Here is a 16345-nt window from a genome sequence, read left to right as displayed (position 1 = left end):
ATACCCTTTGTGCGAAACAGGAACTCGCGCCGTAGAGTTCCTCGCTAGTGATCGGGCTCTTGATCCGATCCAATGGCGGCGAGATTAATTGCCAGGCTCCGAGCCAGTGCTGGAGACGCATCGATCCTTTTCAGCATCTTCATGAATGCCTCCGGGTCGGGTTGCCCAAGTCCTAGTCTGTAATACAACAGATCCTGCAGCATCATCTCCTTACGGGCCGTCTTAAGGCTGAATTGCCAGTCGAACGTGACGCTCACCGGCTTGGCGTGGCGCGGCAGCCACCAAGTCTCTAGTCCTGTGTGTGTGGAGGGCTGCTCCCGCGCAGTTTTCAGCAACTGGCTGAATGGGCTTGCGCTGCTCGCAACCCCTGATTCCAGCGCGCGCTCACCATGATCTTTTGCAATTGATCGTCGAACGGTCAGGCTAGCGTATCGTGCGATCCGCCCCTCGCGCTGTTCAAAATCGACGGGGTCGCTCGGAAGATCCCAGTGAACTATACGATCGCACCATAAGTGGAAATCTAGCCCTTCCTGCCCCACTGACGTAGTGGCAAGCAAGTGTGGCCAGAATGGCGAGTTGAACGCCTTTCTCAGGGCGTCGTTGCGCATCTTGCCACCCTTTTTCTTCGAAGCACGCTGTTGTTCTCCTCCGTTAAAAGGGACTACAGCTTGCACGGAGATGCGGTCGGCGACCCTTCCTTTGCGACGAAGCCTTACACGACCGGGCCTATCGAGGAGGCTTTCTTCCAGCTCCTGCAGTATTTGCTTAGGTCGGATGCCGCCAAGATCGCACAACACACTCATCTGCTCGTCAAGGACGGCCTCAAAACCGCCCTTCAAGGTTGCCTCACAGAGCACGTCCGGATAGCGCTTTAGCCTGGACGAGCGGCCGATTAGACGGGCGAAGGAACGATGACCGAGATACCCGCGTAGACGTCCCCATGAGAACTGAAATAACGACCGCATTGCCGCCGCTGAATCTGTAGGCACATTGTGCCGTCTCGCGCACCTCGCTAGGATAGAACCAGGTGCCGACAATAGGTGATCGGCGAGGGCATGGAGCTCCGCCGGTGAAATTTCGGCAATGCCCGCCATTTCGGACCACAGTCGGCCGCCCTTGCCTGTTTTCGCCTGCTTAGCCGCGCCTAGCAGCCTCTGGAAGCCACGTTGCGATAGATAACGTTCGAGACCACACGCGACCTCCCATATGGGGCGCTTACGAGCCCCGGTTAATCTGACCAACCGGTGAGTTAGGAAGGTTTCAAGATCTCGCCGTGCGCGCCTTCGGACATGCCGGAGTGAGATATCGCTGTCCTTGAGCGGCTCTATCGCGTGAGCGAGTGTCGGCCAGGGCATGAACAGGCCCACGAGGGCACTACTATCACCCCCGCCAGGCCGAAGAAGAGCTGGCTTTGATCTCTTCGCCACTCCCCGGCGCGCCCCGCCGTCTTCTTCCAACTGAAGCGACAGGATTGCCGAAATGGCAGTGGGCGCCGCGCGCCATTTGCTGAATAGCAGTGTCTTGCCTGGCGCAAAGCTGTTGTCTGCCCAAGGGCCTTCAAGACGCCACCACGACAGCGTCGGCGGCTGCCAGGGCAAACTCAATTGGCGTGCGTCCCCGACAATCTTTGCTAGTTCGCGAAGTTGAGGATGCGCAGGCGGGTCGCGCCCGTTCAGTTCAATCGGGGGCTGACCAGCCTTCACAATGGCAGGCCAAAGGGCATACCCATGCAATGTCTGGTTCGGATATGGAACCGAGCTCCAAAGGGCCGGGGCCCAGCCTCTTAATTTCCCATCTGCACCCGATATTGATCGCGCGAAATGGCGAAAAATCTCCAAATCGCGGGACTCGACCCTAACTGGAAATTTGGGGCGGTTGAACAGGTCGTCTTCATGGACCAGTGCCCGCTCGGTTCGAGCTACTACCGGCCGGAGAACCGCCTCGATTCGTCTTTTTGCGCTTTTGACGGCCTCGGAGACTTCACCGGGCTGGTCGTTGCCACGCAACGCACCTTGATAGGCGCGCATCGCCGACTCGACTTCGTTCTGCTTCTCCCGATTGGCTGTCAAAAAGCCCGCCAAGTCAATTAGAGCGCGATAGTGCTCGACCGGATGCAAGTCCTCGCCGCTCAGGCGCCGTAGTCGGTATGGTGTGGCCGACAATAGGAGAATGCCGGGACGCTGTGGGCCGTTAAGTAGTGCTTCGATTAACAGCCCATGTATCCGTGCGCGCTCACGGCGTATCGGCGCTACGCTCATTTCCGGTTGCGGAAGGATCAAGTCCGCATAACGGTGGAATTCGTCGAGGATGATCAGATCTGGCCGGTGCTCGCCCGAGCGAAGTGTCGCGAGCGCCATCGCTGACCGCGCCCGGCCAATAAACTCGGCGATGCCCGTATCGCCCCTCTCCAACCATTCGCGGACAACAACGCTGAATGATTTTTTTTCGCAGGCAAAGACATCTCGCAGCGCCCGATCAAGGCCCTTCCGCGAAAAACCACTCAGGTCACCTGATGACCCGGGAAGCAGTGGCCTTGATTTGCGCGCCCTATCCAACGCCAACAGCTGTTTGAGCAGAGGCGGATAGGGATCGACTATACGGCGGATGAGCTCGCGCTCTGCCTTCCTTCCAGTTCTGATCCCCGGCTTCCAGCCGGGCAGGCTTGTCTCGGGGGTAAAGGCGTAAATCCGAAACCCATCGCCCCGTTGAGGAGGATTGGCGGAAACCAGACTGAGTCTGTCCTCACCAAGTGTATACTGTTCCTCTTCAATGCCGGTCAGTTCAATAAATTTCGCTCGATTCTGCCCCACTATTTCGAGACTTGGGCAGAGATAAAGTACGTTGAAATGCGCCCGTTTACCTTTCAAGGCGCGGGCTATCTCCCGCGCGATCATTGTTTTTCCGAGACCCACTTCGTCGGCAATCAGGAACCGACGAGGCCCATTTCCCGAGAGGGTGGCTATTGCCGCCTCGACAGTCGCGTGTTGGAAGGGCTCCAACATCCCTAGTTCTCCATCATCACAGCGGCGATCATCGCCATTAGAAACGGCTCGACCTCATCGAGCTCCTTTAGAGCTGCGATCCGTTCCTCTTCGTCGGGCAAGTCTTCGAAAGCCTCGCGGAAAGACGCCAACATAGTTGCCAAATGCGATACCTTCGCCTCGAAAGCATCTGGATCCCGTGTCCACCTCGCGAGCAAGCTTTCTAAGGTGAAATGGCTTGCAAAGGGATTTCCCTCTCGGCCGCGATATTCGGATCCCTTCCCGATATCGCTCCATCGCTCGCCGCTGGTCGCGTCAACATCGTCCATGATTGAGCGCAACCACGCGCGAAATCGTGGCGCGCCGATATAGTGAGCAAGCAGTGCGTGGTCACGGCGCGCGCTGTCAAATTCGGCCCATTCGACCCGCTGCGTCCAAGTCCGCTCGATGACGGGATCGCGCCGGCTGCGAACACGGAAGGTGACAAGACTCGTCTGCTCGCGGAGCGGTGGCCTGTCGGAGAGCCGGATAGATGTCATCCCAGTCTCCCAAACCACCCACGTGTCTCGCAGTACAAAGCTGGCGACGGAGATTTGAATCACGCTGAGGAGTTGATCAAAATTGGGATTTACCTCGAGGAGCAGGCTGTCCCCACTCTCCCTGAGCACCATGGAACTTTCGAGCAGGCTGGAGACATATTGGTCTAACGCGCGCCGCGCCTGCTCGCTGGCTAGCCGCTCTGGATCATCGGTATCGATACGGAAATCTAGGCTCGTTTGAACGAACGTGTTGAGGCTCTCAGCGATTTCCGGATTCGACAGTTTAACAATGGCAGTCGCTTCTGCATTGGGACCCCGTAAGCCATGACGGGTCAGGTTCGCGCTTCCCAGCCATAGATCTGCCGTCTTCCGGCCGAGGGTCATCATCAGTTTGGCGTGCACTCCACGGGTGGGCGCATAAGCAAATTCCTCCTCCCCGGCGTTGTGAGGGATGTCCGCACTAACCTGCGCCTCTGGTTCCGGCGTTCCAGCGATACGAAATTCAACTCCTTCGAACCCAGCGCAGTCCGAAGCTGCCCTAGCCGTCGTGAGCAGCGTCATTGGAACCGGTATAGCTTTGCGAAGCTCACGCAGCCCCTGCCGGTTTACGAACGGGGAGACGCAGACGAGCTTCTCCGGCTTCCCAGATGTCGGAATGTCAAGAAATGAGCGTTCCTCCCCGACACGTCGCCAGAACAGGCGCCGCACGACCACGCCTGGAGGCCCCCGCCATTTCAGTCTGCCAAGTTCGGCCAGTTCGCTCGGAGACCATCGCGCCTCTTGCAGCAGGCCAGCGGCAAGTTCGGCGATATCCCCGAGCACTTGACCGCCCTTCCCTTGGTCTGCAATGAGAAGCAGACCCGCATCAAGGTCGGTCGATCCAGTCAGGTTCCGACTTCCGATCCAAAAACGCCACTCCGCGCCCACTTTGGAGTCGTAGCGCGCTAGCGCCAGCTTAGGGTGCCAGCTCGCCTTCCGTTCGTCTGCAGACACTGCGTGCAGCATCGTGTCGAGCAGTGGAAGAATGGATCGATGCCTCGAAGGCACTGCTACCCTGCCTAGCTGGTGCATAACGAGCAGCTTTCCCCGGACCCTCTCGAACGCATCAACGAGGCCGAGGGGGCTTGCGTCGAATTCTGCTTCGCCTTGACCACCCAAGCTGAGAACCAGTCCCAGCATCGCTACGAGGTCCAACGAATAAGTGGTCACCACTGCCCTTGAGACAACCTGATCCCAACGCGGGCTGAGGGCAGCATAGATCGAAATTTGATTGGTTCGCTCAAAGCTCATGCCGCCTCAAGCACCTCCGAGATGAGGCCTCGCACCGTTGACCAACGGTAGTCGAGTGGCTCTGCGATGCCCTTGCTCCAATCAGCGCGGCGTGTTTCATTCGACAAATATGCACGATCATCCTTAAGGTCCTGTTCGTGACGAACGATCGCGGGTTCGATATCGGCAAGCGTACCTTTGTGGCTTACCCACGATTGAATTCGTTTCAGGAATAGATAGAGCCCGGTGTCTAGCGAGGCATCTCGGGTCAAACCTTCCACGTTAAGCTCCAGTACTTGCGAACGATGCGCGTCGATCAATTCTGGAAGCGCGTCGAAATGGACCCGGTCACTACGGTCAAGATCACGATTTCGTCTCTGTTCAACGAGTGCCGAGTACGCAGCGCGCGCTATGCAGGCAAGGGACGCCGCACCCCGCGCATAGGAAAGCGCAGAGCGTTCACGGGGGGTAGCCACTTTTTGAATCTTATCAGACCAGAGGGACGTGGGTGTTATGCCAGCCTCGACAAGTTTGCTGAGAAGGGGCGGTTCTCCATCGATTGCTCTTACCGAACGCCATCTGTGTCTGATGTAGGCGGCCTCATGATGGGTAAGCTCGAATGGCAATCGGCCACGCTTCTGTCGCCAATCAGGAGGCGCGGCCGGCAAGCCGTCGAAGAGGATAGCCGAGGAAGCACGCGCGCTGTCGCCCCCATCTTCGTAACGCACCAATCTCGGCCAAGATCGATGCAAATCTCTCTGGCTGGGTGGATCGTGGCGTTCGTGAACGGGATTAAGCAGGTGCCAAGACCGTAGTGAACTCCAATAGATCCGACTGGCGGGCACCACCGGTAATTGGTTGTCCCGGTACTTCATCCACCCCGAAATGCCCGAGTTCTGAAGCACCGGAACAGTCTGCATCAGCCGACGCGAGTATCGTTCCTCTATGCCCTTCATCATCTCGAACGGAAACGGTTGGCCAGCAGTCGCTTGACGTAACTCTTCATAGGTCCAAGCGACGAAAAAAACATAACGCAGCCGCGCGTGCTGCACTGAAGTTCCGGGAAAGAAGCGATCGGCATAAGCAAAGTGCATCGCCCCGAAACCAAGTTCGTCGCGCGTATCCATCGTTGAGAGCATGTCGAGATATCGTGCTGCAGAGGCACGATCTGACTCGGACAACGTGAACCAGCCCATGGCCGGGTCGGTATTGCGCATCACAAGCACACAGCCCCTTCCCCACGAGGGAGGTTACAAGCGGTCGATCATATTTCCAAGAGCTTAATCAACCTTAAAGCGCGAAAGTTGCGGACTGATCAAACCTAGTCCCTTTGCTCGGCCAACGGGTGCGAACTTTGGCAACGAACGCCGACAGGTGCTGGCTCCGGGTAGGCACGGTGGCTACCCACTCCCACTATGCGCCTGCCGAAATGGACGACCAACTCAGGTGCCTCAAGTGTCGAGGTCAATAACCTCTACTTACTGGCGCTCCGCATGTTCCAGGGGAGCGCGTATCGCTTGATAAGGCCGAGTTCGAGGCCGGCGCTACCGTGTACCGGTAGGCCATTCCATTCGAGGTCAGGCGGCGATGCAACGTAAATCTCGATAGCATCGGGACCGAGCAGCTCGGCCTTGATGATCGTATTCAGCCGTTGGCTTGTTCGCTGGGAAACGCCTGGCCGCCCGTAGAAATACAGCCGCTTGGACAAACCCATGGTGGCCACTCCGACGTACTGGGCTGTACCAGCCTTGACGAAGGCATATACGCCGACTTCGTTCGGCACTGGACTTTCCAACACGAGGCTGTCGCCCGAAAGTATCCAACTGCCTACGCGCCGGAACCCATTCGCCACGAGAATGTCAACCTGCAAACGTGGTTTCCCGGCCGACCCCACAGAGGACGTTTCGACGCCGGAACTCTTAGGGACAACATTTGCGGTTCTTGCGGTGGATTGGGCGTTGAGCACATTGTAGGCGTGTTGGTATCTGATGCCCAAGCGCTTCGCGATCTCTGCAGGCTTCATGCCCGCAGCTCCTAATTCCCGGATTTGGTTAGCTTTTGTCATGGCGTGACATCCAGTTTTAGCGATACTCTTGGTACCCGCGTCAGCGTTTCCGCAAGGGCTTTCGGACGTTCGAGAAGAATGGCATCGGAATCATCGATCGTGAACCAGCGCTGTCTTTGGATGTAAAAACCGGATCCTGGGCTACGCGAAACCGAAACGTTCGTGCGCAAGACCTGGCTCGCATCTGCCTCGTCCTTCAGTCGAGCGCGCAATTGCGTCACGAATGGTCGACAACCGAGTCAGTTCACTCGAGACGCTCCACCCGCAGTAGGGCACCGACTACAGGCATGTGTATCCAAAGCTCATCGCACGGCTGGCCGGAGATTGTCGCTACAGCTTCGCTATATAGTTCAAGTTGTGGCGCGTAGCGTAGGGCGTGCGGCTCCCACTGATCCATCCGGCCGGGAAAACTCTTGTGATCGACGATCGCCGAACCATCGTCGAAGTTCACGAGCAGATCGATCCTGCCTTGAACTAGCTGGTCGCCGAACCGCGCCGTCACGGGCGCCTCAGGCAGCATATTTCCATGTGGCCAGCGGCCTCGGAGCCAGGCAGATAGCCTGTCGGATGCGATTAGCGCCCCGGCCGCGGCGAACCCCTTCACCCCCCAACGCGTGAGCGCCGCGTCGGCATCCGCAAGCCGTTGTGCTCTATCTCGAGTAGAGTCATCATAGGCAATGATGGCATGCAAAGCTTCACCGAGCGCCGCCATGTCTGCGACCCCATCGATCGGCAAGCGCCCGCCGAGGTTCACGCGTTCCACAACCCTCCAATCGCCTCCTTCGGCGTCGCTGGGGCGCAGGTATAGCGGAGGCCGTTCAGCGGGAGCGCTTCGCGGCCGGACGAAAGATGGCTGCGCGTAACGTTCCTCCGGCGCGCCATCCGCTGCAAGCGGCCGGACATACGCAACAAAGGTTCGGCCCCCCACCGTCAATAGATTGTCGTCGGCCGACGGTGGAACAACATGTCGGGCACCATCACGGTCATCCAGCAATCTCAGCCAATTCAATTCCCCTTTGGCTGGCGGCGCGAATACAAGATAGTCGCGAGCGCGCGTCACCCCGACATAGAGGAGTCGGATGTCTTCCTGCACGGCGCGGCGCCAGGCGGTCTGACCGAACTCGGAAGTGAACGCCGCAATTTCCAGCGCGCTGTCTTTACCAGACTGGCCATAAGGCCACGGCCAGAAGCGGATCCAACGCCCGTCGAGCGGCGCGCGCCAGTCGACCTCGCCCTCGACCTCCACCACCGGTTCAAACAGCCGAGCCTTCGGCTCCCACGCGAGCCCTGTCAGAATGGTCATGGGCCACTCCAGACCCTTCGCGCCATGGTAGGTCATTACCTGGATTGCGTCTTTGGCAAGGCTCGGGGGTCGTTTTGGATCGGCGTCCTCGAGGCTGAGGAGCAGGCCGTGCAGCGTCGCCGGTGTCCCGGAGGAGGAGCATTCGTTTTCATAGGCGGCGGCAAAGCCACGCAGCGCCTCGAGGTCGTCGAAGCGGGTAGCCGGGTCGCCCCATTGTTCGATCTGCGCCATCAGCGCCGGCAAAGCGAGCACCGAATCCACTAGTTCGGCGGGCGTAAAGTTCAGCACGCGCTCCCGGAGCCGCTCAAGCTCGTCTGCGACAGGAACTCTTGCGCGCAGTGCCGCGGCGGAGTCCTCAACGGCTGCCGCATTCAGCCAGTCGTTTGACAGCGGATCGCTGCCGAAGAACCGGGCAAGCTCAGCGAGCGCCAACCGGTCGGTGGCGTCGGCCAGCCAACGGCAGGCCGCCAGAACCAGCTCGACATGGGGTGTACGCGTCAGACCGGAGCGCTCCACGGCCACCGGCAAGCCAACTCGGCTGAGTGCCCGCGCAAACCGAGCTACATCGGTGTTCGTACGGCAAAGGACAGCGATATCGCCAGAACGAAGGGAACGATGCTCGCGTCGGCGTCCTTCGACCATCCACTGCGCGGCATCTGCCAGACAGTCACGAATTCCCTCTGCCAGCGCTTGCGCTTGTTCTTCGACTTTGCCAAGGAGCGGCCACCAGGCGATTGGCGGCTGATCGAACCCGAGATCCGAGCGCTCAGCTCCGGAAAATGCGTGCTGAGCCGCGGGCAAGCCCATCCGCTCGAAAGCCGGGGTAAACAAAGCGTTCGACAGCTCGATCACCCCGGGACGACTCCGCCAGGATTTCGAGAGCACGTCTTGCGGTTCCGCGGTGACGCCGGCGCCAGTGAAAGCGGCTTGGGTGAGTTCCGTATCGGCTCCGCGGAAGCCATAGATTGCCTGTTTCGGGTCGCCCACCCAGGTGCTTTCCTCAGCGACTTCCGCCAAAGCCGAAAACACCGCCAGCTGCAGCGGGCTGGAATCCTGAAACTCATCCACGAACACCCGGCCAACGCGTTCGCGCAGCCGCCCAACGCGAATAGGATCCTTCAACACCTCGAGGGCGAGCGCCTCCTGATCCGTGAAATCGAGAAGACCACGCTCGGCCTTCCAGTGTTGATAGGAGGTCAGGGCCTCCGCTGCACAACTGAACGTCTCACGAGCGAACTGCTCGGTCTCGGCCCGCAGCCGTGGGTGATCCACATGACGCCCGGCAGCAGCGATCAGATCGTCCAAGGCTTCTGCGTAGGCCGGTCCATCCTTGGTCCGCGCGCAGGCGACCTTCGTCAGTTTTGCCCATATCGACCAGTTGAGCGCCTCCCCGCGCAACGCGCGCTCATGCGCAGCACGAATGGTTGGCAGATGCCCTTCCGCAGTCTTGCTTAACTTTGCCGGACGGGCGGCCATGACGGCCGCGAGCGCCGCTGCGATTGCTGCGTCCAGCGCTGCGCCGTCCACAGCTGGCGGTGGCTGGAGCCCTCGGTAGGTTTCGACCGAGCGCTCTGCCGACGCTAGTAGGCCTGTGGCATCGAGACCGTTGGCTCGGGCCAAATTGACGATGGCTCGGACCGTGCGCCGCCAGTCCGGTGGCTCACCGCTATCCGGACGCCTTGGGTCATTGTAGCCGAAGCGTTCGGCCAGAAGGTTCAGCACGCCGGCTCTTGCCGCAATGGCGGCATCCGCGGCTACACTGAAGACCAAAGCCTCGTTGCCTTCGCCGATAACACTCGTTGACGGCGAGCGTCCCAGATCGATCGCAAAGTCACTGACGATCTGGCCGCACACAGCGTTCACGGTGCCAAAACTTGCCCCAAGAAGACGCACGGCGGCTTCAGTGTTCCCCCCGTCGAAGAGCTTCGCCCGGGCGCGCTCGACAAGTTCGTCAGCGGCTTTGATCGTGAAGGTCGTCGCCAAGATTTCTTCTGGCGAACGGATGGTGACCTCTCGCGCAATGTCGGCGACGATACGCGTGGTTTTGCCGGCACCAGCGGCTGCCGTGATGGTGTTAAGTCGACGCATCAGATGGTCTCCACTTGGACACGGCACAGACTCGTTAAATCGCAGAAGCGGCAAGGTTCCTTCGGCGCCTCGAACGCAAGACCCTCAGGCCGGTGCTCGGAGGCGTCCTCGAAACCGGCCGCCACCAAAACGCCCGATGAGGCGAGATCACGCCAGTGCTTCCAATCACCCGCAACCATGTCCAGCGTTTCGCTGTCAGAGCGTTCGGATTCGATCGGTCGGTCGGTGAGGATCGACCCCTCACCGGCCAGGATGCTGCGCTGGCGCAGCAGGAAGTAGCCTCCTGAACCCTGGGCGCCGGCGTCATTCGCAATCGCACGATATACGGCCAACTGAACGGCGCTCCCCTCGGCGATTTCCTCCCGATAACGCCGCTCGGAGCGGGTCCATTTCAGGTCAAGGACAGCGACCCGCGACCCGCGGCGGACGAGCAGGTCCAACCTCCCCTGAAGGGCGAGATTTTGGTGAGAACCTTCGCGTTCCAGTTCCGAGCCAACGACTTCCAGTTTGCGCTCATGCAGCAAACGCACGAGCGACACCAAGGCAGCTGGCACAAGCTCGCGGGCGGCGGAGAGCTCGCCAGCAAGTTCGGGCTGCAACAGCGGAGCGGCAATCTGCGGCAGCAGGACTTCAAACAGATCCCTGGCCGTGGCGCGAACACCCTCGAGCGGCGGCGGTGGCCCGGCAGGAAGCAACCGTCGCGCAATCTCATGGGCGAGGTTTCCGAAGAGCTGGTCCGAGCCTGGAATCTCGGCGAAGCGGCCGGGCCGCACGCCCAGCACATCCTGAGCGAACCAACCGAACTGGCAGTTGAGGAGTCGGCGAAGCGACGTCGCGCTTTCTCGCCGTCCCTCCATCAAGGCGGCCGCGCTAGAAGGCAAGGTCCACTTAGCAGCGCCAACGGGCGGTTCCGCGATCTCGGCGGTCTGACGGGCGAGAACCCGTCCTGAGAGTATTGCATCGGGTTCGCGCAGGGCACGCTCCGCTTTGAACGCCACCCCGTCGGCAGCGCCTTCAAGGATGGGCTTCAACTGGTGAGCCAGAGGGTGCAACGTGGTGTGGTCATCTCGTGAAAGCGCCGGCCGCACAAAAACCACCCGCTCTGCCGAGCGCTGCAGAACCTGAGTGTAGCCGGCTCCAATCCTACGCGCTGCCTCGGCGGAAGGCTCGAGGGTAACGCCCACTGCCTCGAGAGCCTTGACCTCGGCTCGGTCCCAAGGGCCGCGGAAGACGCGTTCGCCTGGGCCAACGAACCCCCACCAAATTATGCGGGGCGCCGCAGACCAAATTGCTCCGGGGAAACGCACAGCGCGCACGTTTCCTGCCTCCGGAACATGCGCTGGATTGGCTACGCCTTCTGACAGAACCTGACCGATGATTCGCTCAAGGAGCAATGCCGGAATGACCTCCAGCTCCAACCGGTTGAGCGCGTCCACGACGGCACCCGCCGCACCGGCGACTGCTAACAAGAGCCCGTCGTTGCGCCCGGCATCAGCGCGCAACGCCCATGCGGCCACTCGGCCCGCAATCGCCTGCGCCTCAATGAGCGGAATTCCTGCGATCTTGTCGAAGCGACCGACATCAGTCCACGTGCGCCATTCGGCAAGCACAGCGTCAGCCTTCTTCCTCGCGTCCTTCGGCTCAAGCTCGACGTGCATCTCCAAGAGCCGCGCTTCGATCTCGCCCCAAGCATTGAGCCAGGCGGCACCACCGATACCTGGCTCCGAGCTCAAGGCGCGGGCAAGTCGCCTTGCCGCCCAACGTGAGATCGGCGGACGAGGAAGCATGAGTAGATTGAGAAGGACTCGCGGATCGAATGGTTGCCAAGCAGCGGCGTATGCGAGCGGCAACACCTGGAGCGCACCACGCCAGGCCGATGAAACTGAAAGTCCAAGGGCAGGAAGGCCGCGTGTCCGCAATGCATGATCGAGTAGTGCCGTGTCTCCGCCCGGGGCCAGAACAACGGTTCCCGCGCGTTCCTCAGGCGGACTGGCAGCCAGCCAATCGGCAACAGCTTCCGCGGCCATGAGTTCCGTATCGGCCTCGACTACAACGAACGTGCCGTCTCCTTCGAGCGGCTCTCGTCTTTCGCCGGCGAGCGCGCTCTGTACCTTTCGAAGGTCGGAAGCTTCTGCGGCTGCTGCACAACCGTCGTGCTGATCGACCGAGACGCCGGCAATCCGTAGCGTTTCTACCAGCCCTCGCCACAGCGGAGGCAGCAATTCCTGCGGCTCCACCAACGTCAGCTGTTTGATCCGCAGGCCACGACGGCTTGGCAACGCGGCAAGTAAGCGAACTGCGCGATCGGTCAGACCAAGGGGCAACATCGTGCCGGCAAGCTCCGCCGCGGCCAGGTCGTCGATCCGGCCCGCCCCGACGGGATTGCCCTGCCATCCTGCCGCGATGAGATTGTCGCGCCATTCCAACAGGGTCGCCGCAGTGGACCAGGGATCCTTCTCGAAAGACCCATTCCAGAAGCGGCCAACGCCCGCAGACTGGAGCTTGGAGAGGTAGCTCGCGATCCGTACGGCACGGGAAGCGCTCGGGCCGAGCAGTCCGAGCTGGACCTCAATGGCGCTGACAAGACCGGCGGGGCCTACCACGGCTGCGTCGATGGCGCCCGCCGCCCCGGTTGCCTCGGGATACACCCGGCCGTCTGCGGACAGTCCGAATACCAAATGCATGTTTTCAGCCCCTGCTTGCGCTTAATTACACCCGCCCCCGCTCAAACAGTAAACGAACAACTCGCCGGCGCGGAGGATCAATCATTTTGAAGAGTGAGCGACGAACCTGGCGCGGCGCTGGTAGCAAATGCTTTGCCGCGCCAATCCGAACTATCGTCACGAGTTCTCTGTGTCGCGGCCGTCGGGCTCCTTGGCCACCCCTTTGAACTTGCCCGGTGTCTGCTTCACCTCCATGAACTGTCCCGTGCGCTCGTCACGTTTCTGGTACATTCCATCTTGCCGCTCAAACTGAGTTCTGCCGGTTACGGCGCCGCGTCGGTACCCGTCTCCTGTGTTCTTGGCCATCAACAAATTCCTTTCTGTTCAACCCGTCTTGGGGCGTCGAGTTATCAACTGCTTCCAGCTCGATAGTTCACCGGTTGGGCTTGCCTCTTTGGCTTAGAAGGCAGACTGTGCAAAATTCGACCCGCATCGTTATAATAGGGGTATATTTATTATACATGTCAAGTCTTGATAGGGGTGATCATGTCCGAAACCGTTGATCGACGCACATGGACGCAGCAACGACGCTTTGAATTCCTGGAATGGAAGATGTTCTGGGAGAACCGAGTAATAAGAAGCGACCTAGAATCGACGTTCGGCATTTCGACGCCGCAAGCCTCTGTGGACCTGAGGAACTACAGAGAGATCGTTCCCGGCAATCTCGAGTCGACTGCGAGAGGCTACAAGCCGGCGCACAGATTCAAGCCGCGCTTCCTGATCCCGTCCGCCGATCGGCTGTTATTGCAACTGCGGGCGGCTCTTTCAGGCGTCATCCCGAAATCCGACCTCTGGTTCAGGGACGTGCCCCCCGTTGAAGTCGCGCCGGATATAGCCCGGAGCGTCTCACCGGAATGCTTGCGCCAATTGCTGATGGCCATGCGCGAACGTGTGGCGCTCGACATCCGGTATCACGCTCTGACGGGCGCGCGCCGGCGCGCCATCGCGCCCCACGCTCTCGCATATGATGGTCACCGCTGGCACATTCGCGCCTGGTGCTGCGACAAAGAGGACTTCCGCGATTTCGTCCTCTCCCGCATTGACGAGATTGGCGACCCAATCGCCGCGCAATTCGATCCCGCTCATGACATCGAGTGGGCGACGAAGGTCATGCTCCGGCTCAGACCGCACTGCGGCCTCTCGCCAGAGCAGAGCAAGGCAATCCAGCTTGACTACGGGATGGTTGGCGGCCGCCTCGACATAGAGATGAGGGCCTCGCTTGCGTTCTATTTCATTCGCCGTATGAATCTGGATCTTGCCGCTTCATCGGCACTTACGCCCGAACGGTTACAAATCGAGCTTGAGAATCTAGATGCCGTTCTGGCTCAAATCCAAGACGCCAAAGAAAGGACAAAAGTCCTTGTTGCGAGCCTTAAAAATCGAGACGGCGATCAACAGCTATGACGCTGTGCGGAGAGAAGGCATGGGCCATGGCAATCTGGCGACAGAACGTCCGATCCATTCGTATAGAGCTGTCGTAAGGGTTTGAGCACCACCAAGGATGTGCAAACGAGCAGCAGCGATTGCATTAACCCAGATTTTTCCGCAAGGCTAACCTCTTAGTTGTATCGCTGGAGACCGACATCAGCGAGGATCGGCATATGCTCCAACAGGCCAACCACACGACCAGCAACGTCTTCCGGCTCCAAATCAAGCCCAGAGGCAAGGACAAGGTTGAACAAGTTGTGGCCGACAGTCATATCGCGATTGGTTGGAGCGATGCCTCTCAGTTGATCGACCCCGCATTGTCCAAGGAACAGTTCACCAGTATTATTCACTCGATCTACTACCCTCAGCAGGCAACGCGACGCAAAGCTGCCAGCGGCACCAAGAGCATGTGGCCTTTTCTTAGGGAAATGCGGATCGGAGACCTTGTTATGGTCCCAAACGGCTCGGGCTTCTACCTCGGCTCTGTGACAAGCGCCCGTGGTACGATGCCTCTCTTGCAAAGACCGAAGATACTGCGTTTCGCCGGCAAGTAATCTGGCTCAACGACGGTGCATTGTATCCCAAGCACATTCTTTCGCCCGAACTACAGAAGGCGCTCTCCGGACAGGGCGCCTGCCGAATGCTCCATGGGCACACGTCCGAAGTCGTCGCGCTTGCACAAGTCCGTGAAAATGGCACGAGGCGAGTCGAACACCGCGATCCCGAACGCGACGCCGAATCCGTGTACGAAATACCTTCGGCACTTTTCGCGACCAGGAACAAGGCCGAAATCAGAGGTGCTATGCAGACGTGGTACAGCGCGTTCGAGAGCATGTGCAGTCCTGATCTGTCATCCCAGAAATTACTCTGGGTTGATCCCCTCAGGATATGGATGGAGGCACGCGATTGGCTCTCTGATGAAACCGCGAGCTACTACACTCTGCTCGGTATCAGAACTGGCCTAGACGAGGTAATCACGGTTGTCGAAGTGAACCCTCCGAATGGTGGTCTGCCGAACAACCGTCGCCAAGGACTGGCCGCGTATGACGCCCGGAACGATTATTGGATCTTGCATGCTGGAGAAATGCACGTCGATGGTAAGCGGGTTCACATTAGCGATCTTTTGGATGCCGATTTACCTCCGGCCCTTGTCGATCTCGGTGATGGTAGGAAGCTCCCCTACTATCCAGTCGCTCGACTAGGCGCTTCGTCAGAGCAAATCGTTCGGGACACGAAACGTTTCGTGAATTGTTGTCTGCGAGTAAGGGCGGGAACTGAAGGGGGACCTCTGGCAGCCGAGACTCAGCGGTCGGCCCAATCGTTGGAGGAGTCCCTGAGCCTCACCCGGATCCCAGCGCAGCCTGAGAAAGTTATCGATCCCGAGCACCCACGAATTCAAAGGGCATTGGTCGCAGAACTGAAGTTAAGACACTTGGATGTTTCGAGAGACAGAGTAGGTTCATTAGGCCCTGACCTCTATACGATTGGGGGGCCTTCTCATTTTTTGTTCGAGATCAAAACAAGCTGTGGTGCCAGTGACTACTTAAAGGGCGTTGGTCAGTTGCTCGTCTACGAAAGTGCCCTGAAGCGATCGTTTCAGAAATTCCTGGTAGTCCCCACGGGCCTCGGTAAAGTTGCCGTCTCCATTCTAGCCGGCCTTCGGATTGGGGTCATTGAGTTTTCTCAGCATGGCAGTAGCTACGCGTTTGTCTTCCCCGAGGATTTTCCCACTTTCAAACAATAAATCCCGCAACCAGTCGGAGCGTCGGGCAAACGGTTTTATCTCCGCTCGCAGGGCGTCGGCGAGTCCTCGCGGCCTGTGGCGCGCAAGCAAGTCCGTTACCGAGCGTTATGCTAGCGCAATCTCTCCGCGATGAACTCACGTAGTGCCAGCCCACCGATCCTTAGCTTTGTGTTCGCCTTGAAAGGATCGGAACCAACGACCCGCC

9 protein-coding genes are annotated in these 16345 nt (G+C 59.5%); 3 read left to right on the top strand and 6 right to left on the bottom strand.

Annotated elements, in window-relative coordinates; translation table 11 throughout:
• Positions 1–44 precede the first annotated feature (44 nt).
• From ASE60_RS04625 to ASE60_RS04600, 6 genes are all read right to left on the bottom strand, one after another.
• A complete protein-coding gene (locus tag ASE60_RS04625; protein ID WP_057248567.1) occupies positions 45–3002 on the bottom strand; it encodes a DEAD/DEAH box helicase in 2958 nt (985 codons plus the stop codon).
• 2 nt (positions 3003–3004) lie between these two features.
• Positions 3005–4810 (bottom strand): hypothetical protein, encoded by a 1806-nt coding sequence (locus ASE60_RS04620; protein WP_057248566.1) that lies wholly within the window; start codon positions 4808–4810, stop codon positions 3005–3007.
• Positions 4807–6006, bottom strand: a complete 1200-nt coding sequence (locus ASE60_RS04615; RefSeq protein ID WP_057248565.1) for a DUF6361 family protein — start codon at positions 6004–6006, stop codon at positions 4807–4809. The genes ASE60_RS04620 and ASE60_RS04615 overlap by 4 nt, the downstream gene beginning before the upstream one ends.
• 257 nt (positions 6007–6263) lie before the next feature.
• Positions 6264–6812: a GIY-YIG nuclease family protein gene (locus ASE60_RS04610; RefSeq protein ID WP_244495536.1), complete on the bottom strand. Its 549-nt coding sequence runs from the start codon at positions 6810–6812 to the stop codon at positions 6264–6266.
• Positions 6813–7098: 286 nt separating this feature from the next.
• The gene (locus ASE60_RS04605; RefSeq protein WP_057248563.1) at positions 7099–10245 is read right to left on the bottom strand and encodes a UvrD-helicase domain-containing protein; all 3147 of its coding nucleotides are present in this window, start codon (positions 10243–10245) and stop codon (positions 7099–7101) included.
• Positions 10245–12929, bottom strand: a complete 2685-nt coding sequence (locus ASE60_RS04600) for a PD-(D/E)XK nuclease family protein (protein ID WP_057248562.1) — start codon at positions 12927–12929, stop codon at positions 10245–10247. Before ASE60_RS04600 ends, ASE60_RS04605 begins: the two co-directional genes overlap by 1 nt.
• Before the next feature lie 525 nt (positions 12930–13454).
• Between ASE60_RS04600 and ASE60_RS04590 the strand changes: the two genes are divergently transcribed.
• From ASE60_RS04590 to ASE60_RS04580, 3 genes are all read left to right on the top strand, one after another.
• Positions 13455–14372: a WYL domain-containing protein gene (locus tag ASE60_RS04590; protein ID WP_057248560.1), complete on the top strand. Its 918-nt coding sequence runs from the start codon at positions 13455–13457 to the stop codon at positions 14370–14372.
• Between the two features lie 197 nt (positions 14373–14569).
• A complete protein-coding gene (locus tag ASE60_RS04585) occupies positions 14570–14950 on the top strand; it encodes a hypothetical protein (protein WP_057248559.1) in 381 nt (126 codons plus the stop codon).
• Between the two features lie 20 nt (positions 14951–14970).
• Positions 14971–16140, top strand: a complete 1170-nt coding sequence (locus ASE60_RS04580) for a hypothetical protein (protein WP_057248558.1) — start codon at positions 14971–14973, stop codon at positions 16138–16140.
• Positions 16141–16345: the final 205 nt, after the last annotated feature.

It is taken from the genome of Ensifer sp. Root278, from assembly GCF_001429285.1.
Lineage (GTDB): Bacteria > Pseudomonadota > Alphaproteobacteria > Rhizobiales > Rhizobiaceae > Ensifer.
This window is presented reverse-complemented; position numbering and strand designations above follow the sequence as displayed.

Coding starts and splice junctions, on each gene's coding strand:
- ASE60_RS04620 (WP_057248566.1), bottom strand. CDS start 4,810: ATGAGCTTTGAGCGAACCAATCAAATTTCGATCTATGCTGCCCTCAGC.
- ASE60_RS04585 (WP_057248559.1), top strand. CDS start 14,570: ATGCTCCAACAGGCCAACCACACGACCAGCAACGTCTTCCGGCTCCAA.
- ASE60_RS04610 (WP_244495536.1), bottom strand. CDS start 6,812: ATGAAGCCTGCAGAGATCGCGAAGCGCTTGGGCATCAGATACCAACAC.
- ASE60_RS04600 (WP_057248562.1), bottom strand. CDS start 12,929: ATGCATTTGGTATTCGGACTGTCCGCAGACGGCCGGGTGTATCCCGAG.
- ASE60_RS04615 (WP_057248565.1), bottom strand. CDS start 6,006: ATGCGCAATACCGACCCGGCCATGGGCTGGTTCACGTTGTCCGAGTCA.
- ASE60_RS04625 (WP_057248567.1), bottom strand. CDS start 3,002: ATGTTGGAGCCCTTCCAACACGCGACTGTCGAGGCGGCAATAGCCACC.
- ASE60_RS04605 (WP_057248563.1), bottom strand. CDS start 10,245: ATGCGTCGACTTAACACCATCACGGCAGCCGCTGGTGCCGGCAAAACC.
- ASE60_RS04590 (WP_057248560.1), top strand. CDS start 13,455: ATGTCCGAAACCGTTGATCGACGCACATGGACGCAGCAACGACGCTTT.